At 74.5% G+C, this 17,823-nt stretch carries 14 protein-coding genes; 8 read left to right on the forward strand and 6 right to left on the reverse strand.

Going from position 1 to position 17,823, the window contains the following annotated elements:
* The first annotated feature begins 24 nt into the window (after positions 1-24).
* From ACIQU6_RS17005 to ACIQU6_RS17015, 3 genes are all read left to right on the forward strand, one after another.
* Positions 25-1,233: an acyl-CoA dehydrogenase family protein gene (locus ACIQU6_RS17005; RefSeq protein WP_403482405.1), complete on the forward strand. Its 1,209-nt coding sequence runs from the start codon at positions 25-27 to the stop codon at positions 1,231-1,233.
* Positions 1,230-2,303, forward strand: a complete 1,074-nt coding sequence (locus tag ACIQU6_RS17010; protein WP_403482406.1) for an alcohol dehydrogenase catalytic domain-containing protein — start codon at positions 1,230-1,232, stop codon at positions 2,301-2,303. The genes ACIQU6_RS17005 and ACIQU6_RS17010 overlap by 4 nt, the downstream gene beginning before the upstream one ends.
* A gap of 93 nt (positions 2,304-2,396) precedes the next feature.
* Positions 2,397-3,728: an MFS transporter gene (locus tag ACIQU6_RS17015; RefSeq protein WP_403482407.1), complete on the forward strand. Its 1,332-nt coding sequence runs from the start codon at positions 2,397-2,399 to the stop codon at positions 3,726-3,728.
* Between the two features lie 105 nt (positions 3,729-3,833).
* Here the strand turns inward: ACIQU6_RS17015 and ACIQU6_RS17020 are convergent, their stop codons facing one another.
* From ACIQU6_RS17020 to ACIQU6_RS17030, 3 genes are all read right to left on the reverse strand, one after another.
* Positions 3,834-4,469 (reverse strand): flavin reductase family protein, encoded by a 636-nt coding sequence (locus tag ACIQU6_RS17020; RefSeq protein WP_403482408.1) that lies wholly within the window; start codon positions 4,467-4,469, stop codon positions 3,834-3,836.
* Between the two features lie 213 nt (positions 4,470-4,682).
* Positions 4,683-5,543, reverse strand: a complete 861-nt coding sequence (locus ACIQU6_RS17025) for an enoyl-CoA hydratase/isomerase family protein (protein WP_403482409.1) — start codon at positions 5,541-5,543, stop codon at positions 4,683-4,685.
* A gap of 49 nt (positions 5,544-5,592) precedes the next feature.
* Positions 5,593-7,875 carry an acetate--CoA ligase family protein gene (locus ACIQU6_RS17030; RefSeq protein WP_403482410.1) on the reverse strand — a complete coding sequence of 761 codons (2,283 nt, stop codon included), beginning with the start codon at positions 7,873-7,875 and terminating at the stop codon, positions 5,593-5,595.
* A 511-nt stretch (positions 7,876-8,386) separates the two neighbouring features.
* On the opposite strand from ACIQU6_RS17030, the gene ACIQU6_RS17035 reads away from it, so the two are divergent.
* Complete coding sequence (locus tag ACIQU6_RS17035; RefSeq protein ID WP_403482411.1) at positions 8,387-8,884, forward strand: Zn-ribbon domain-containing OB-fold protein; 498 nt, start codon at positions 8,387-8,389, stop codon at positions 8,882-8,884.
* Positions 8,885-9,017: 133 nt separating this feature from the next.
* Complete coding sequence (locus ACIQU6_RS17040; protein WP_403482412.1) at positions 9,018-9,506, forward strand: GNAT family N-acetyltransferase; 489 nt, start codon at positions 9,018-9,020, stop codon at positions 9,504-9,506.
* Positions 9,507-9,537: 31 nt separating this feature from the next.
* Here ACIQU6_RS17040 and ACIQU6_RS17045 read toward each other — a convergent pair whose 3' ends face one another.
* On the reverse strand, positions 9,538-10,269 hold the full coding sequence (locus ACIQU6_RS17045) for a pyridoxal 5'-phosphate synthase (RefSeq protein ID WP_403482413.1): 732 nt from the start codon (positions 10,267-10,269) through the stop codon (positions 9,538-9,540).
* A 65-nt stretch (positions 10,270-10,334) separates the two neighbouring features.
* Positions 10,335-11,525 carry a thiolase C-terminal domain-containing protein gene (locus ACIQU6_RS17050; protein ID WP_403482414.1) on the reverse strand — a complete coding sequence of 397 codons (1,191 nt, stop codon included), beginning with the start codon at positions 11,523-11,525 and terminating at the stop codon, positions 10,335-10,337.
* Positions 11,526-11,829: 304 nt separating this feature from the next.
* Between ACIQU6_RS17050 and ACIQU6_RS17055 the strand changes: the two genes are divergently transcribed.
* Complete coding sequence (locus ACIQU6_RS17055) at positions 11,830-13,110, forward strand: acyl-CoA dehydrogenase family protein (protein WP_403482415.1); 1,281 nt, start codon at positions 11,830-11,832, stop codon at positions 13,108-13,110.
* The gene (locus ACIQU6_RS17060) at positions 13,110-13,580 is read left to right on the forward strand and encodes a nitroreductase family deazaflavin-dependent oxidoreductase (protein WP_403482416.1); all 471 of its coding nucleotides are present in this window, start codon (positions 13,110-13,112) and stop codon (positions 13,578-13,580) included. Before ACIQU6_RS17055 ends, ACIQU6_RS17060 begins: the two co-directional genes overlap by 1 nt.
* A gap of 256 nt (positions 13,581-13,836) precedes the next feature.
* Here ACIQU6_RS17060 and ACIQU6_RS17065 read toward each other — a convergent pair whose 3' ends face one another.
* Positions 13,837-14,484 (reverse strand): TetR family transcriptional regulator, encoded by a 648-nt coding sequence (locus ACIQU6_RS17065; protein ID WP_403482417.1) that lies wholly within the window; start codon positions 14,482-14,484, stop codon positions 13,837-13,839.
* Positions 14,485-15,305: 821 nt separating this feature from the next.
* Here ACIQU6_RS17065 and ACIQU6_RS17070 point away from each other — a divergent pair.
* Positions 15,306-17,819 (forward strand): PQQ-binding-like beta-propeller repeat protein, encoded by a 2,514-nt coding sequence (locus ACIQU6_RS17070; protein ID WP_403482418.1) that lies wholly within the window; start codon positions 15,306-15,308, stop codon positions 17,817-17,819.
* Positions 17,820-17,823: the final 4 nt, after the last annotated feature.

The raw sequence follows: 17,823 nt of genomic DNA on the forward strand, positions 1-17,823 counted from the left end.
GTTGCCGTGGGAGGGAGGGTGCCGGTGTTTTCGGTTGAGGACGAGGCGTTCAGGGGGGAAGCACGGGAGTGGTTGGTGGGGCATGTGGTGGGGGAGTTTGCCGCGTTGGGGGCGGCGGGTGGGCCGGGGAGTGAGCATGTGGGGGTGGGGGTGCGGCGGGGCTGGGAGCGGGAGTTGGGGGGTGGGGGCTGGATCGGGTTGGGGTGGGACCGGGGGCACGGGGGGTACGGGAACCGGGCCGGGTCGCTGGCGCAGCAGGTGGTGTGGGCCGAGGAGTACGCGCGCGCCGGGGCGCCGGGGCGGGTGGGGCACATCGGGGAGAACCTGCTGGCGCCGACGTTGCTCGCGTACGGGGACGAGGCGCAGCGCAGGCGGTTCCTGCCGGCCGTGGCGCGCGGCGAGGAGCTGTGGTGCCAGGGGTACAGCGAGCCGGGGGCCGGGTCGGACCTGGCGGGGCTGCGGACGGTGGCGGTCCGGGACGGTGACCGGTACCGGATCAGCGGGCAGAAGGTGTGGACCTCGTTGGCCGGGGAGGCCGACTGGTGCTTCGTGCTGGCGCGGACGGACCCCGCGCAGCGGCGGCACCGGGGGCTGTCGTTCCTGTTGGTGCCGATGGACCAGCCGGGGCGGATCGAGGTGCGGCCGATCCGGCAGATGACCGGGACCGCGGAGTTCAACGAGGTGTTCTTCGACGGGGCGGTGGCGCGTGCCGACCACGTGGTGGGCGGTGCGGGTCAGGGGTGGCGGGTGGCGATGGGGCTGTTGGCGCGGGAGCGGGGGGTGTCGACGCTCGTGCAGCAGATCGGGTTCGCGGGGGAGCTGGCGGAGGTGGTGGGGGAGGCGGTGCGGTGCGGGGCGGTGCGGGATCCGGTGCTGCGGGAGCAACTGGTGGCGCAGTGGGCCGCGTTGAAGGTGATGCGGTGGAACGCGTTGCGGACGTTGGCGGGGGGTGACGCGGGGGCGCCGAGCGTGGCGAAGCTGTTGTGGGGCGGGTGGCACCGGCGGCTCGGGGAGCTGGCGATGGCGGTACGGGGTGCCGTCGCGGCGGTGGGGCCCGGCGACTGGTCCGCCGGGGAGCCGTACCAACTCGATGCGCTGCAACGGCTGTTCCTGTTCACCCGGGCCGACACGATCTACGGCGGCTCGGACGAGATCCAGCGCAACATCATCGCCGAGCGGGTGCTCGGCCTGCCCAGAGCGGAGCGGGGAATGCCCAGAGCGGAGCGGAAATGAAGGGCGTCATATTCGACGGCGAGCAGGTCCGGGTCGTGGGCGATCTGGAGGTGCGCGATCCGGGGCCGGGCGAGGTGCTGGTGGGCATCCGGGCGGCCGGGTTGTGCCACAGCGACCTCTCGGTGATCGACGGCACGATTCCGTTTCCGGTGCCGGTGGTGCTGGGACACGAGGGCGCGGGGGTCGTCGAGGCCGTCGGGCCGGGCGTGGTGCATGTGGTGCCCGGGGACCATGTGGCGCTGTCGACGTTGGCGAACTGCGGGACCTGCGCGGAGTGCGACCGGGGGCGGCCGACGATGTGCCGCAAGGCGATCGGGATGCCGGGGAAGCCCTTTCGGCGGGGCGGGACGGAGCTGTTCAACTTCGCCTCCAACTCGGCGTTCGCGGAGCGCACGGTCGTCAAGGCGGTGCAGGCCGTGAAGATCCCGAAGGCGGTGCCGCTGACCTCCGCGGCGCTGATCGGGTGCGGGGTGCTGACCGGCGTGGGGGCGGTGCTGAACCGGGCCCGGGTGGACCGCGGGGAGTCGGTGGTGGTGATCGGGGCTGGCGGGATCGGCCTCAACGTCCTCCAGGGCGCGCGGCTGGCGGGCGCCTCGGTGATCATCGCGGTGGACGCCAACCCCGCGAAGGAGGCGGTGGCGCGGCAGTTCGGCGCGACGCACTTCGTGGACGCCTCGGCGGTGCCGGACGGCGTGCGGGCGGTGAAGGAGATCCTGCCGACCGGCGCCGACCACGCCTTCGAGTGCGTGGGGAGCACCCGGCTGATCCGGCAGGCGGTCGACGTGCTGGACCGGCACGGGCAGGCGGTGCTGCTGGGCGTCCCGCCGGCCGCCGCCGAGGCGTCCTTCCTGGTCTCCTCCTTGTACCTGGACAAGTCCATCCTCGGTTGCCGCTACGGCTCCTCCCGCCCCCAACGGGACATCGCCCTCTACGCCCGGCTGTACGGGGAACGCCGGCTGCTGCTGGACGAGTTGGTGACCGCGACGTACGGGGTCGAGGACTTCGCCAAGGCGGCGGACGACGCGCACCACGGGCGGGTGGCGCGGGCGGTGCTGGTGTTCGGGGAGTAGGCGGAGGGGCGGGAGGGGTGTTGGCCCGATCCTGTTGAGCCCTGTCCCTCCGGCCACTCGTCCGGTCACCCCCGCCTCGCCGAAGCTGCTGTGGTGACTCACACCTCGCCCGATCTGCCCGTACGCGCCGACGCCGACGCCCCCGCGAGCGCGGGGCCGCCGGCCGGCCCTTCCCCCGCCCGCCGCCGGCGGCCGCACCGGGCCTGGTCGGTCGCCGCCGTCACCTTCCTCACGCTGATCGGCGCGGCCGGCTTCGCCTCGCTGCCCGGCCTGTTGATCGACCCGCTGCACGACGAGTTCCACTGGTCGCGCGGCACCATCGGCATCGCGGTCTCGGTCAACCTCGCCCTCTACGGGCTGACCGCGCCGTTCGCCGCCGCCCTGATGGACCGCTTCGGCATCCGCCGGGTGGTGGCCGCCGCACTGACCGTGATCGCGGTCGGCGCCGGCCTCACCGTCTACATGACCGCGAGCTGGCAACTGATCCTGCTCTGGGGCGTGTTGGTCGGCCTGGGCAGCGGCTCCATGGCGCTGGCGCTGGCCGCGACCGTCACCAACCGCTGGTTCGTCACGCGCCGCGGCATGGTCACCGGCGTGCTGACCGCCGCCGGCGCCTCCGGCCAACTGGTCTTCCTGCCGCTGCTGTCGGTGATCGTCGAGCGGCACTCCTGGCGCCCGGCCGCGGTGACCGTCGCGCTCGCCGCCCTCGCCGTGGTCCCGCTGGTATGGCTGCTGCTGCGCGACCACCCGGCGGACGTCGGCGCGAGCCCGTACGGGGCCGAGGAGTTCGTGCCCAAGCCGCCGCCGCGGCACGGTGCCGCCCGCCGGGCCCTGCGCATCCTGGTCTCATCGGCCAGGACGGGGCCGTTCTGGCTGCTGTCCGGCACCTTCGCGATCTGCGGCGCCACCACGAACGGCCTGGTCAAGACGCACTTCGTGCCGGCCGCCCACGACCACGGCATGCCGATGACCGCGGCGGCCTCGCTGCTGGCCGTGATCGGCATCTTCGACATCGCCGGCACCGTCGGCTCCGGCTGGCTCACCGACCGCTTCGACACCCGCCGCCTGCTCGCCGTGTACTACGGCCTCCGCGGCCTCTCCCTCCTCTTCCTCCCCGTCCTGCTCTCCAACACCGTCCATCCCCCGATGGTCTTCTTCATCGTCTTCTACGGCCTCGACTGGGTCGCGACCGTGCCGCCGACCCTCGCGCTGTGCCGCCTCTACTACGGGGAGGACAGCGCCATCGTCTTCGGCTGGGTCCTCGCCGCCCACCAGGTGGGCGCGGGCCTCATCGCCTACCTGGGCGGCCTGGCCCGCGACGCCTTCGGCACCTACGACCCGGTCTGGTACGTCTCGGGCGCCCTGTGCGCGCTGGCGGCACTGATGGCGCTGGTGCTCCGGGGGCGGGCGGGGGCGCGGTCCTGAGGGGTGCCGTGGCGGCGGACGCCCGCCGTCGGGTCCCGGTCCCGAGGGGCCTGGACGCGACGCTGCGGGCGAGGAGTTGGGGCGCCGGTCCCGCGCCCTCGCGCCCTACGGGGCGAGCCGGCCGAAGGCGCCCCGGTGGAAGAGGAGCGGGCCCCGGTCGGCGGCGGTCGGGTCGGTGCCGAGGGCCTCGACGCGGCCGACGACGATGAGGTGGTCGCCACCGGTGTGGACGGCGTGGATCGTGCAGTCGATCCAGGCGGGGACGTCGGCGAGGCGGGGGGAGCCGGTCGCGGGGGCCGGGGCGTGCCGGACACCGGCGAACTTGTCGGCGCCGCTGACCGCGAACGCGCGGCACAGCGCGCCCTGTTCGGCGCCGAGGACGTTGACGCAGAACACGCCGGCCCGCGCCAGCCGCGGCCAGGTCGTCGAGGTGCGGCCCACCATGAACGCCACCAGGGGCGGGTCCAGGGAGAGCGAGGCGAAGGACTGGCAGGCGAAGCCGGCCGGGCCCGGCGCGCCGGGGGCCGTGATGATCGCGACGCCGCTCGCGAAGTGGCCCAGCACGGACCGGAATTCGGCCGGGTCCAGGGGGGCACGCTCGTCGTCGCGGACGGCGCGCAGCGCGGGCCGGGGCGCGGCGCGGGCGGTGGTGGCCGCCGGCGCGGCGGTGGGGGCGCCCACGGAGCGCAGATAGCGGACGGCCGTGGCCGCCATTCCGGCGTGTCCCATCATGCCCTCCATTGAATCTGATGGTGCGTCAGATCGGAAGGGGCGGGGCGCCACCCGCACGGGTGGTTCGGCGCGGAAATCCACGCTCCGGCAAGGGGGTTGGCGGGAAGTGGGGTTCGCGTCCCCGAAGGACCGCCGGACGCGCGGGCGCGCTCGACCTCGGCCGCGCCGTAGCCGAGCGCGGGGGAGGATCCCGGCGCCTTGGGGCGACCCCGCCCCGTCCGTTCACCTCCCCCGGAACGTGGGTCGGCGGCGCGCCACGAACGAGGCGACGCCCTCCTGCGCGTCCGCCGTCGTCATGTTGATCTCCTGTGCCGCGGCCTCGGCGGCCAGCGCCGTCGCGCGGTCGCCGTCGAGCGAGGCGTTCACCAACTGCTTGGTGAGGGCGAGGGCGCGGGTGGGGCCCGCGGCGAGCCGCTCGGCCCACCGGCGGGCGGCGTCCGCCAACTCGCCGTCCGGGACGACCCGGTTGACCAGCCCCAGGCGCGCGGCCTCGGCGGCCGGCACCGCGTCGCCGAAGAACATCAGTTCCTTGGCGCGCTGCGGGCCGACGAGCCGCGGCAGCAGATAGGCGCCGCCCCCGTCCGGGACCAGGCCGCGGCGCACGAACACCTCGACGAACCGGGCCGATTCGGCGGCCAGCACCAGATCGCAGGCGAACGCCAGATGCGCGCCGAGCCCCGCCGCGGTGCCGTTGACGGCGGCGAGCACCGGCTTCTCGCAGTCCCACACGGCGGCGACGAGCCGTTGGGCGCCGCCGCGGAGCATCCGCGCGACGTCGCCGGCGACCCGGTCGCCGGTGGACGGCGCGCCGCGCAGGTCCGCACCGGAGCAGAAGCCCCTGCCGGTGCCGGTGAGCAGCACGACCCGGACGTCGGGGTCGGCGGAGGCGGCGGCGAGGTGGTCGATGAGGCGTTCGCGCATGGCGGGGGTGAGCGCGTTGAGGGCGTCGGGACGGGCGAGGGTGAGCGTGACGACGCCGTTGTCAGTGGCGTGGAGTATCAAGGAGTCGACGGGGTCGGCGGCGGGGGCCGCCGGGGCCGGGTCGGTGGCGGTTTCGGAACGGGGGGACGGTGCGGGCGACATGGGGGAGCGGCTCCAGGAGAAGAGGCGGTCGGGGGTGCCGGCGCGGCGGTCAGTGGCAGAGCGCGAGGGCGTCCAGCGCCACCGCGCCCTGGCCGCGGGGGAGGACGACCAGCGGATTGATGTCCAACTCGGCCAGCTCGCCGTCGAGTTCGAGGGCCATCCGCTGCACCCGCAGCACGGTCTCGACCAGCGCGTCGGTGTCGGCGGGCGGCATCCCCCGGACGCCCTCCAGGAGGGCGTGGCCGCGCAGCTCGCGGAGCATGGCGCGGGCGTGCGCCTCCCCGAAGGGCGGCACGCCCACCACGACGTCCCGCAGGACCTCCACGAGCACCCCGCCCAGGCCGACGGAGACGGTCGGCCCGAAGAGCGGGTCGGGGGTGACGCCGACGACCATCTCGACGCCCCGCTCGACCATCTGGCAGACCAGGACGCCGTCCAGCGGCTGGTCCTCGTAGCGGGCGATGTCGGTCAGCTCGCGGTAGGCGTCGCGGACCTGACTGGCGGAGGTCAACCCGACCTTGACGAGGCCGAGTTCGGTCTTGTGGGCGAGCTGGGGCCCGGAGCCCTTCAGCACCACCGGATAGCCGACCTGGCTCGCCGCCCGGACGGCCGCGGCCGCGCTGGTCACCAACTGCTCGCGCGGCACGCGGATGCCGTAGGCGCGCAGCAGTTGCTTGGCCCCGTGCTCGCTGAGCTGCTGGCCCGGTTGGAGCAGCATCCGGGCCTTGCGGACGGCCGGGGAGGCCGCGCGCGGGGCGTCGTCGAAGGGGGAGCGGTAGTCGGCGGTGAAGCGGTGGTGGTCCACGTAGGCGCGGACGGCGGTGATGCAGTTGGCGAAGGTGCGGAAGGTCGCGACCCGGGAGGAGCCGAGGAGGGTGCGGCGATAGGCGTCCTCGGTGCCGACCGGCGAGCCCCAGACGACGCAGACCAGCTTGTCGGTCCGCTCGGCCGCGTCCACGAGGTCCTGCGCCAGCTTGTCGCTCATGGGCGGGAAGGGGCCGGTGATCGGGCAGATCAGCACGCCGACGGCGGGGTCGGCGAGAAGCGCGTCGATGATCCTGCGGCCGCGCCAGTCGCCCACCGGGTGCCCGCCGTTGTCGATCGGGTTGGCGACGTGGAGGTAGTCGGGTATCCACTGGTGGAGTTCGGCCTGCTTGGCGTCGGAGAGGGTGGGCAGCGTCAGGCCCGCCGCGGTCGCCAGGTCGGCGAAGTGCGCGCCGGTGCCGCCGGAGATCGAATAGACCGCGACGCCCTCGGCGAGGGGCGTGCGGGCCCGGGCCAGCAGCGCCGCGGTGTCCTGGAGCTCGTCCAGGCCGTCCACCCGGATCACGCCGAACTGCCGCAGCGCGGCGTCCACCACCTCGTCCGCGCCGGTGAGCTTGCCGGTGTGCGAGGCGGCGGTCCGGGCGCCGGTCTCGGTGCGGCCGACCTTGACGACGACCACCGGCACCTTGTTGCGGGCCGCGCGGTCGGCGGCGAGCAGGAAGCTGCGGCCGTCCTTGAGCCCTTCCACATACGCGGCGATCGCGCCGACCTCCGGACGGGAGGCGAAGTAGGAGAGGAAGTCGGCGGTCTCCAGATCGGCCTCGTTGCCGGTCGGTGCCCAGTGCGAGAGGCGGATGCCCAGCTCCTGGAGGGTGAAGACCGGCCGGCCCTGGTGGCCCGACTGCGTGATCAGGGCGATGGCCGGCCCTTCGAGGTCGTCGCGGAACCGCTCGAAGGCGTTGAGGTTGGTGTTCGGACCGAGCAGCCGCAGACCGGAGCGGGCGACCGCCTCGGCCAGCCGGGCCTGGGCGGCGGCCCCGTCCCGCCCGGTCTCGGCGAAGCCGGAGGCGAACGCGACCGCGAACTTCACCTTGGCCCGGTCCAGTTCGGTGATGACCGGCAGCGGGTCACCGACCAGCAGCACGGCGAGATCGACGGTCTCCGGCAGCTCGGCGACGCTCGGGTAGCAGGCCAGCCCGAAGACCCGCTCCCGCCCGGGATTGACGGGGTGCAGCCGGGCACCGACCCGCTCCGCCCAGGCGAGCAACTGACGGGTGATGCCGGTGTTGGGCCGGCCCTCGCGGTCCGAGGCGCCGATCACCGCCACCGACTCGGGCCGGAAGAAGCGGTCCAGGTCCGGCACCGGCGCGTGCAGCGGGCGCCCGCTGACGTCGAGGTCGACACCGGCCGAACCGACCGCGCCCCCACCGCCGTTGAGGTGCCGCGGACCATCGGCGCCGTCGGGTTCGCTGATGCCGTGGACGGTGTGGGGTGGATGCTCCCCGCAGGCCACGACGCGGGCCGGCCGGGAGTGCGTGGTGAGGGTGCCGTGAGTCGATCCAAGCATCGCAGACGCCCGCTCCTGTGTGACGGCTCTCGTGGACTGCGCGCCGCACCGCGCTCGGCAGCGGCCAATCGCTAGCTGACGCTCAGTCAGATTACTGAACTGACGTCGCGTCAGGAATGGTTGTGCGCGGTAAAGGTTGGCGGACGGGGTGGAGTGCCCCCGCCCTCTTGCGGTCGCGGCCCACCATCGGCTGGACTGGACACCGGGACCTGACGCAATGTCAGGCATCCGCTAACGGTTGTAGTCCGGGCATCCGGGCGTTCGGAAGCGCAGAAGCGCAGAAGCGCAGAAGCGCAGAATCCCGGCGGCCCGGGACCGCAGGAGTACGGAAACGCGGGTGCGCAGCGGAGCGCTTGTCGCTTCCAGGCAACCCCGGGGCCCGGTGCGAGGGCAAGGCGGAAACGGGCCAGCGGGCGCACCGGGCGGAACCGGCCCGGCCCGGCCCGGCCCGGCGCGGTGCACAGGACACGGCAACGCGGGCCGCCCGGCCCGGTGGTGGAGGTGGGTGCGGATGACGGCGCGGGACACGAAGCACGACAAGGGCGGCGCGGGGCGGGCCGCGGCACGGTTCGATCTTCCGGAGGTGGACGCCTTCACCCGGCCGTACTGGGAGGCGGCGGCCGAGGGGCGGCTGCTGCTGCGCCGGTGCCGGGCCGAGGGGTGCGGGGTGGCGCACCACTACCCGCGCGAGTTCTGCCCGCACTGCTGGAGCGAGGACGTCGCCTGGGAGCCGGCCTCCGGCCGCGCCGCCCTCTACACCTGGTCCGTCGTGCACCGCAACGACCTGCCACCCTTCGGCGCCCGCGTCCCCTATGTCGCCGCCGTCGTCGAACTCGCCGAAGGGCCCCGGATGATGACCGAGGTGACCGACTGCGCGGAGTCCGACCTGCGGATCGGGATGCCGCTCGCGGTGCACTTCCGCGCCGAGCCGCAACCCGACGCGACCGGCGACGCCCCGGAGCCGGCGGGCGCCGCCGGCCACGCGATACCGGTGTTCCGCCCGGTGTGACGGCGGCGGCGCGGTGGAACGTGCCGGAGGCCCGGGGAGCGGGCGAGCGGAGCCCACGTCCACTCGGCCGCCATGGTGGCGGCCCCCGGTAATGGGGTGGCGGGCCGCGCCGCTCCTCCGGGATGCTGCCGCGGTGCTGATCCGAGACGCGAACGCCCCCGACTGGCCGGCGATCTGGCCCTTCTTCCGGTCCATCGTGCGGGCCGGCGAGACCTACGCCTACCCCCTGGACATCGACGAACCGGCGGCCCGCACGCTCTGGTTGCTCCCGCCGCCCGGCCGGACCGTCGTCGCCGTCGACGACGCCGGCACGGTGCTCGGCTCGGCGCACATGAACCCCAACCGCATGGGCAACGGTGCCCACGTCGCCAGCGCCAGCTTCATGGTCGACCCGCGGCACCGCGGGCGCGGCGTCGGCCGGGCGCTGGGCGAGCACGCGCTGGCCTGGGCCACCGCCGAGGGCTACCGGGCGATGCAGTTCAACGCGGTCGTGGAGACCAACACCGGCGCGGTCGCCCTCTGGCAGTCCCTCGGTTTCGAGATCCTGGCCACCGTCCCCGAAGGCTTCCGTCACCCCTCGAAGGGGTACGTGGGGCTGCACGTCATGTACCGGAGACTGTAGCGCCGATCGGCGCCGCGCCGCCGCCTCCGCCTCACGGCCAGAGCAGCTCCCGCTCCCAACCGCCTACGGTCCGGCGGTAGTTGAGTCGAACGTGCTGACGTCGATGCTGGTCGCCCTGGAAGAACTCGACCTCGTCGGCGTCCAGTACGTACAGCGTCCAGCTCGGGACCGGCGCGTCCGGTTCGCGGCGGGCGCGCTCCCAGGCGGCGTCCGCGGCGCGCGCCAACTCCGCGGCGGAGCCGAGCACCTGACTCTGCCGGCCCACCAGGGCGGCGGCCAGCGCGCCCGTGGAGCGGTGGTGCAGATCGGCCGCGCTCTCCGCCGGGCCGGCCGCGGTCACCGTGCCCCGGACCCGCACCTGGCGGCCGACCGCCGCCCAGTAGAAGGCGAGCGCGGCCCGCGGACGGGCGGCCAGCTCGCGGCCCTTGCGGCTGTCGCGGTGGGTGCCGAAGTGCCAGCCGCGCGCGTCGGCGTCGTGCAGCATCACGATGCGCACGGACGGGTCGCCGGTCGCGTCCGCCGTGGCCAGGGACATGGTGTGCGGCTCGGGGACGCCGGCCTCGGCGGCCTCGCGCAGCCACTGCCGGAAGAGCGGCAGCGGCTCGGCGGGCGCCCGCTCCGCCGCGAACGCCGGCAACTCGCCCTCCCAGACCCGCAGCCCGCGCAACAGCGCCCGAAAGGCCCGGGCCTCGTCGTCGGCGCCTCGGGCGGCGTCGGGTTCCGGAGCGTCCCCGTCGGCGCGGTGATCCATCTGTGCGGCCATGCCGGGCAGCCTACGCGCGGCCCCCGCCCCGCGCCGCAGCCACCGTCCGCGCGGGCGCTACCGCCCTATCCCCGCCCCAACACCACCGTCCCCGACGAGCAGAACCACCCGCCGGTCCCGGACGCCACCGCGAGCCGCGGCAGCGCGCCGCCCGCCCTGTGGACCTGGCGGCCCGGGCCGGCCTCGCCGCGGAGCTGCCGCACCGCCTCGACCAGCAGGAACAGCCCCCGCATCCCGGGATGGCAGGCGGCCAGCCCGCCGCCGTCGGTGTTGACCGGCAGCGCGCCGTCCCGCAGCAGCCGCCCCTTCTCGACGAACGCCCCGCCCTCCCCCTTGGCACAGAAGCCCAGGTCCTCCAGCGTCACCAGGGTCATATAGGTGAAGGCGTCGTAGATCTCCGCGAGGTCGATCTCCGCGGGCCGGACGCCGGCGCGCGCGAAGGCGAGCCGGCCGGAGACGGCGGCCGGGGAGACGGTGAAGTCGTCCCACTCCGACATGGTGGTGTGCGAGACGGCGGTGCCCGAACCGAGCACCCAGACCGGGCGTTTGGCGAGGTCGGGCACGTAGTCCTCGGCGACGAGCAGCACCGCGCAGCCGCCGTCGGAGCGGATGCAGCAGTGCAGCTTGGTGAACGGGTCGGCGATCATCGGCCCGGACAGCACCTCGTCCACGGTGATCGGCTCGCGGTACATCGCGTCCGGGTTGGTGGCCGCGTTCGCCCGCGCCTGGACGGCCACCTGGGCCAGTTGTTCCAGGGTGGTCCCGTACTGGTGCTGGTGGCGACGGGCGGCCATGGCGTACTTGGCGATCAGGGTGTGCCCGTAGGGGACCTCGAACTGGAGCGGGCCGCGGGCGCCGAAGGAGAGGTTGGCGGTGCGCCGCCGGGCCCTGATGTCGGCGCGGGCGGTGGAGCCGTAGACCAGCAGAACGGCGTTGGCGTGCCCGGCCGCGATCGCGTCGGCGGCGTGCGCGGCCATCACCTCCCAGGTGGCGCCGCCCACCGAGGTGGAGTCTACCCAGGTGGGGCGCAGCCCCAGGTATTCCGCGACCTCGACGGGGGCGAGGGTGCCGAGCCCGGCCGAGGCGAAGCCGTCGATCACCGACCGGTCGAGCCCGGAGTCGGCGAGCGCCCGCCGGGCGGCCTGCGCATGCAGGGCATACGGGGTGGCCTCGTCCACCCGCCCGCAGTCCGCCAACGCGACTCCGGCGACGGCGACTTTGCGGCTCCGGACGGGGGTCTCTGGCGTCAGCGACATGAATCTGACGGTACATCAGATATGCCAGGGCGGGCAGAGGGGGAGCGGGTGGCGGGACGGCCGGACGGCCGCTGTCCGGCGGTAAGGGGGGCGCCGCCCGCCCCTCTCTGGGAAACTCCGTCCTTCAGCCCTAACATGACGCCCCGTCAGATCAGATGGCTGCGAAGCCAGCGACGCCGGTGAATCCAGTTCAACCAGCTCAATGAGGCCGCCCGTTCCACCGGTTCGGTCAGCAGTGCAGCCGGCGTAACCGGAGCCCGTCCGGCCGGACGGGCGTCGCCGCACGGTCGGGAGGAGCCCGCCGATGGATGCCGCGTTCACCGAGGAGCAGGACGAGATCCGCCGCACCCTGCGCGCGCTGTTGCGCAAGCGCTGCGGCCCGGACGAGGTCAAGGCGGCGGTCCGCACTCCGGCGGGCTACGACGAGGAGCTGTGGCGCCGGCTCGCCGGAGAGCTCGGACTACCCGGCCTCGCCCTGCCCGCCGCGTACGGCGGCGCCGGCTGCGGACCCACCGAACTCGCCCTGGCCTGCGAGGAGACCGGCCGCGCCGTGCTCCCCGCGCCGCTGATCGGCACCGCCGTGCTGGCCGCGCCGCTGATCCTGGCGCTGGGCGGGGAGCGCCGCCGCGCGGAGCTGCTACCGGCCCTGGCCGCCGGCGAGTTGACCGCCGCCCTCGTCGTACCGGGTGGGCAGTTGGCCACCGCGCTGGCGCTGACCGGCTCCAATGACGGCGACTGGGCCGGTGGCGGCCGGGCCGGTGGCATCCAGGCGCGACGAGCGGGCTCCGGATGGCGGCTCTACGGGGAGGCCGCGCAGGTCCTCGACGGGCACACCGCGGACGTGCTGGTGGTCGCCGCGCACACCGGTGGCTTCGCCTGCAGCCGCACCCTGCTCTTCGCCGTACGGGCGAAGGGGCCGGACGGCGCGGAGGCGCCGGGGCTGCTGCGGACCCGGCAGACCGCCATGGACGAGACCCGTCCGCAGGCCCGCGTCGAACTCCGCGACGTCGCGGCCGAGTTGCTGGGCGAGGAGCCGTCCGGGGAGGACGGCGCCGCGGACGCGGTGGTCGCGGCGCTGGCCGCCACGGGGGCGACGGCGGCCGCGTGCCTGGCGGCCGAGGCGGTCGGCGCGGCCGATGCGGCGCTGTCCCGCACGGTCGACTACGTCAAGGAGCGGACCCAGTTCGGCCGGCCGATCGGCGCGTTCCAGGCCGTGCAGCACCGGCTCGCCGACCTCTACGTCGAGGTGCAGGCGGCCCGTTCGGCGGCGTACTACGCGGCCTGGGTGGCGGGCGGCGGGCGGCCCGAGCCCGGGGCGGGGGCGCTGGCGCTGGCCCAGGGGCTGTCGGCGCTGCGCGCGGTGGCCGCCGAGGCCGTGCAACTGCACGGCGGCATCGGCTTCACCTGGGAGCACGCCGCGCACCTCTACTTCAAACGGGCCGCCTGCGACGAGCTGTTGTGGGGTCCGGTGCACCGGCTGCGGGCCCGGGCGGCGGAGCAGGCGGGCCTGTTCGGAGCCGGGGGAAACGCGACGGGCGCGGACGCCCTCGCCGTTCCGGGCGCGCGAGCGGCGGTCGGTGCCTGATGGACCGCGGCGTGCACCTGGTGCAGAAGCTCTCCTCGACGCGGGCGTTCGCGCGGCTCGCACCGCACCTCATCCCCGCGCTGGACCGCGCCGTCCACCGACTGTCCGGCGGGAGGGCGTTGCTCAGCACCCGGATGCTGCCCGGCGTCGTGCTCACCACCACCGGCGCCCGGAGCGGACTGCCGCGGCGCACCCCGCTGTCCTGTGTGCCGCAGGACGACGGCGGTTGGCTGTTGGTCGGCAGCAACTTCGGCCGGCCGGGGCACCCGGCCTGGTCCGCGAACCTGCGCAAGAACCCGGAGGCGGAGGTGAGTTGGCGCGGCCGGGACGTTCCGGTGCGGGCCCGGCTGCTGACCGGGGCGGAGCGGGAGCGGGCCTGGCGGGCGGCGCTGGCGTTCTGGCCGCCGTACGCGGCCTATCAGGCGCGGGTGGAACGGGAGATCCGACTCTTCCGGTTGGACCGGCGCTGACCTGACGGGCGCCGGGGCGGCACCGAAACGCCCGCCCAACGGGCGCCGTACCGCCCCTGAAGAGGGGCTCGGCGCCCGCCGCGCGGGCGTTCACAGCTATGGCAGGACGGACACAGGACGGGGGCGAACTGTCCCGGAAAGTACGGGACATGGGGGAGGCGAGGCTTCCCCGGCGGCAGCGGCGCGGCGTCGTTGCGCTGCGCCGGCGCGGCGGTCCCGGCGCGGACCCTCGGGGTCCGGAGGCCCGGGAGGCCGGCTACTTGGTGGGCTTCTTGCCGGTGATGCCGAAGTGCACCAGCAGCGCCAGGTTGGGCTTGAGCTCGGCCTGCTTGACGCCCCAGCTCTGGAAGCCCTTCTGGTGGCCGGCGACCGCCGCGAGCATGGCGACGAGGGAGCCGGCCATCGCCGCGGCGCTCACGTCCTTGTCGACCTTGTTCTTGCTCTGGAGCTCCTGGATCGACTCCGTAAGGGAGTTGGTGACCGCGTTGAGGATCTTCATGCGGATCTTGTAGAACCGCTTGTCGCCCTCGGCGGCGCCCAGGTCGATGACGCGCAGGATCGCGTCGTGCTTGCGCCAGAAGGAGAGGAAGCCGTCGACCAGTTCCTCGGCCGCCTGCCAACCGGACTTGCCCACCCACGAGCGTCCGGCGACCAGGTCGGTCAGGCTCGCGCCCCCTTTCGCCATCTCTTCGGCGATTTCGAGGACCGCGCCTTCAACGTCCGGGAAGTACTGGTAGAACGTCGCGGGGGAAGTGCCCGCTTTTCGGGCCACATCGATGACTTTGACGTCCCGATAGGGGGACGAACTGAGCATTTCGCTGAGGCAGTCGAGGAGCTTTTGCCGCGTCGCCTGTCCGCGGCGGCCGGCAACTCTGCCGTCGACGGTTCGAACTTGTCCTGTCATGCCGTCAGCTTACCGAGGGGTGATCGGAGCGCGATTTGGCTGCCTGCAAATGGGGACCGGGGAGTTCGGGGTGCCCAAAGCCCGCTGCCGCCCTGGTTGTGGGCCCGATCGCCGATGGTGCTGGACGGGCGCCCATTGGTCCGATCCAGTGAATGTTGTTATCAACACCCTGTGGACAACTGCGGTGGATGACGGGGTGGGCGACGAGGCGTCGGGGGAGCGGCGGGTGCGCGGCGGTCGGGGCGCGGCAATCCGTGCGCCACGCGCGGTGTCCTGGCCCCGAAATCGCCCCGGGCGTCGCAGAATTGATCCATTGACGCAGGGGTGGCACGGGGGAAGGCATGTGCAGAGATACGGGCGGGCAAGCGGGCGGGAAAAGGGATGGTTTCGGCCACGGCGGACCGGCCGTCGGTCCGGATATCCGCCGGGGGCAAGGGGATCGGTGGGGGTGGTTGCGCGGCCTCCGGCGCGGAATCCGGCCGTCCGGATGGGGCGATGAACGGCGGATATTCCGCGGCCGCGTTCCTTCGCCCGCGGCACAACCGATCGGTAACCGCTCGGTAATCGCCCGACCCGGACGTATCGGAGCACGTCAGGGCGGGGTGGAATACGCCGGGTAATGGCCTTGTTGCGTATCGCAGGGGGTGAGTCGTGACACGGCCGACAGGCCCCGGGTTCGCAACCGCCGGCCCGGCCAGGAAGAATCAGGGTGCGTACGGCCGTTTCGGCCAGGCGGTGAGACGCTGCGCGGGGCAGTGGCTCTCGGCGACTCGTCGGTGTGGAGAGTCTCGTTTTATGCCCCACGGGGAGGTGGCAGGCAAGTGGTGGAGCAGCTGACGCAGCACGATCCCCGGCGGATCGGCCCGTTCGAGGTCCTCGGCCGTCTCGGGGCCGGCGGCATGGGCCTGGTCTATCTGGCGCGGTCGGCGTCCGGCCGGCGGGTGGCCATCAAGACGGTCCGTTCCGAGCTCGCCGAGGACCAGCTGTTCCGGGTCCGGTTCACCCGCGAGGTAGAGGCGGCCCGCGCCGTCAGCGGCTTCTACACCGCGGCCGTGGTCGACGCCGATCCCCGGGCCGCGGTGCCCTGGTTGGCGACGGCGTACGTCCCCGCGCCCTCCCTGGAGGAGATAGTCAATGAGTGCGGCCCGCTGCCCGTCCAGGCGGTGCGCTGGTTGGCGGCCGGCATCGCGGAGGCGCTCCAGTCCATCCACGGCGCCGGCCTGGTCCACCGCGACCTGAAGCCGTCGAACGTCCTGGTGGTCGAGGACGGCCCCCGGGTCATCGACTTCGGCATCGCCTCCGGGGTGTCCAACACCCGGCTGACGATGACCAATGTCGCCGTCGGCACCCCGGCCTACATGTCGCCGGAGCAGGCCCGCGACTCCCGCAGCGTCACCGGCGCCAGCGACGTCTTCTCGCTCGGCTCCACCCTGGTCTTCGCCGCCACCGGGCACGCGCCCTTCCACGGCGCCAACCCGGTCGAGACGGTCTTCATGCTGCTCCGTGAGGGCCCCGACCTGGTCGGGTTGCCGGACGAGCTGCGGCCGTTGATGGAGTCCTGCATGCAGATGGAGGCGGCCCACCGGCCGTCCCCGGCCGATCTCCAGTCCGAGTTGGCGCCGCACCTGTTCAGCTCCGGCGGGGACGACAGCGGCACCGCGTCGGCCTGGTTGCCGCCCGGTGCCGTGGCGCTCATCGAGCGGCGCCGCGGCGGCGGCCGGGGCGCGGTCGCGCCGAGCACCCCGCGGGCCGCCGCCGTGCCCCGCGGCGCCGGCCCCCAGGAGCCCGCGCTCCCGCCCATGCCCAGGACCCCGCCGCAGCACGCCGAGGCCGGCCGGCCCGCCGACGGCTGGCCCGGGCGGATCGGCGCCGGCCCCGGTGTGCACCGCGCCGCCGACCCCCGCGGCGCCGCCCCGGTCCCGCAGGCCGCGCACGGCGTCGCGCCGGCCCCGGTGGCCGCCCCGCCCGCCCCCGACGGCGCCGGCGGTCCCGTACGACTCGGTGGCTCGCACGCCCCGATAGGGCCCGGGCCCCGCGCCGCCGAGGCCCCGCAGCCGCGCGGGCAGGCCGCCGCCGGGACGAACTGGGTCCGGCCCCCGTCCGGTGCCCCCGGCGTACCGCAGCAGGGCGCGGCCGCGGCCAGCGGCGCCGGCCAGGGCGACGCCACGCACTCCGCTCCGCCGGAGGCCCCGCCCGCCGAGCCGGGCCGCTGGCGCCCCTGGCGGTTCCGGATGTCCAACGACGTCTGGGGCACCCCGGTCGTCGCCGACGACCTGCTCTACGTCACGTCGTTCGAGGTGCACGCCCTCGATGTGGCCAGCGGGCGGCGGAAGTTCAAGACCCGCGACGTCGCCTGGGCGATGGCGGTCGCCGACGGCCGGATCCACGCCTCCGACGGCCCCACCCTCTACGCCCTGGACGCCGAGGACGGCGGCGAGCGCTGGCGGCTGAGCAGCGAGGCGTGGATCTACGCCCTCGCCGCCGACCGCGGCACCGTCGTCACCAGCACCCGCGGTGGCGGCGTCCAGGCGCGGGAGGCCGCCAGCGGTGAGCTGCTGTGGGAACTGACCGGTGTCCAGACCGACTTCGAGAATCCCGAGGCCGCGCCAGTGGTGCACGACGGCACGGTCTACGTCTGGGCCGACGCCCGGCTGAAGGCGCTCCAGGTGCGCACCGGCGCCGAACTCTGGTCGTATCCGGTGGGGGACACGGCGTCCTGCGGCGGCGTCCCGATGCGGGTGCTGCCCGCGTCGGACGGCTCGGTGTACGTCGTCGCCGGCACCCGGGTGCTCGCCTTCGACGCGGCCCGCGGCGACGTCCGTTGGCACTTCGAGGCGCCCGCGGTCTTCCTGAGCCCGCCGGCCTTCGCGCCCGGTCCGGCCGTCGCCGGCGGCGGGATCTATCTGGCCGACTACCTCGGCACGGTCTACGCCCTCGACGCGGCGGACGGTCGGGACCGCTGGCGGATCGCCACCGAGGCCCGGCAGTCCGCGGCCCCCGTCCTGGTCGCGCAGGGCGCCGTCCACCTGGGCAGCGGCAAGGCCCTCTACACCCTCGACGCGGTGACCGGCACCCCGCGTTGGCGCTTCCAGGCGGGCGCCGACATCGTGGGCTCCCCGGTCGTCGCCGAGGGCCGGGTGCACTTCGGGTCGGCCGACCACTGCCTCTACACCCTCGACGCGATGGGCGGGCAGTTGCGCTGGAAGCTGGCCACCGGCGGCGAGATCACCGGTTCGCCGGTGGCGGTCGGCGGGGTGGTCTACGCGTGCAGCAAGGACCGCTGCGTGTACGCGCTGGACGCCGCGAAGGGGACGGGGCAGGCGCGGCGCCCGTAGGACG

The organism is Streptomyces sp. NPDC090442 (genome assembly GCF_044769405.1).
Classification (GTDB): domain Bacteria; phylum Actinomycetota; class Actinomycetes; order Streptomycetales; family Streptomycetaceae; genus Streptomyces.

Excerpts from the sequence above, each read along its gene's own strand:
- ACIQU6_RS17010 (WP_403482406.1), top strand. The coding sequence starts at position 1,230 with ATGAAGGGCGTCATATTCGACGGCGAGCAGGTCCGGGTCGTGGGCGAT.
- ACIQU6_RS17020 (WP_403482408.1), bottom strand. The coding sequence starts at position 4,469 with ATGGAGGGCATGATGGGACACGCCGGAATGGCGGCCACGGCCGTCCGC.
- ACIQU6_RS17025 (WP_403482409.1), bottom strand. The coding sequence starts at position 5,543 with ATGTCGCCCGCACCGTCCCCCCGTTCCGAAACCGCCACCGACCCGGCC.
- ACIQU6_RS17030 (WP_403482410.1), bottom strand. The coding sequence starts at position 7,875 with ATGCTTGGATCGACTCACGGCACCCTCACCACGCACTCCCGGCCGGCC.
- ACIQU6_RS17035 (WP_403482411.1), top strand. The coding sequence starts at position 8,387 with ATGACGGCGCGGGACACGAAGCACGACAAGGGCGGCGCGGGGCGGGCC.
- ACIQU6_RS17045 (WP_403482413.1), bottom strand. The coding sequence starts at position 10,269 with ATGGCCGCACAGATGGATCACCGCGCCGACGGGGACGCTCCGGAACCC.
- ACIQU6_RS17050 (WP_403482414.1), bottom strand. The coding sequence starts at position 11,525 with ATGTCGCTGACGCCAGAGACCCCCGTCCGGAGCCGCAAAGTCGCCGTC.
- ACIQU6_RS17055 (WP_403482415.1), top strand. The coding sequence starts at position 11,830 with ATGGATGCCGCGTTCACCGAGGAGCAGGACGAGATCCGCCGCACCCTG.
- ACIQU6_RS17060 (WP_403482416.1), top strand. The coding sequence starts at position 13,110 with ATGGACCGCGGCGTGCACCTGGTGCAGAAGCTCTCCTCGACGCGGGCG.
- ACIQU6_RS17065 (WP_403482417.1), bottom strand. The coding sequence starts at position 14,484 with ATGACAGGACAAGTTCGAACCGTCGACGGCAGAGTTGCCGGCCGCCGC.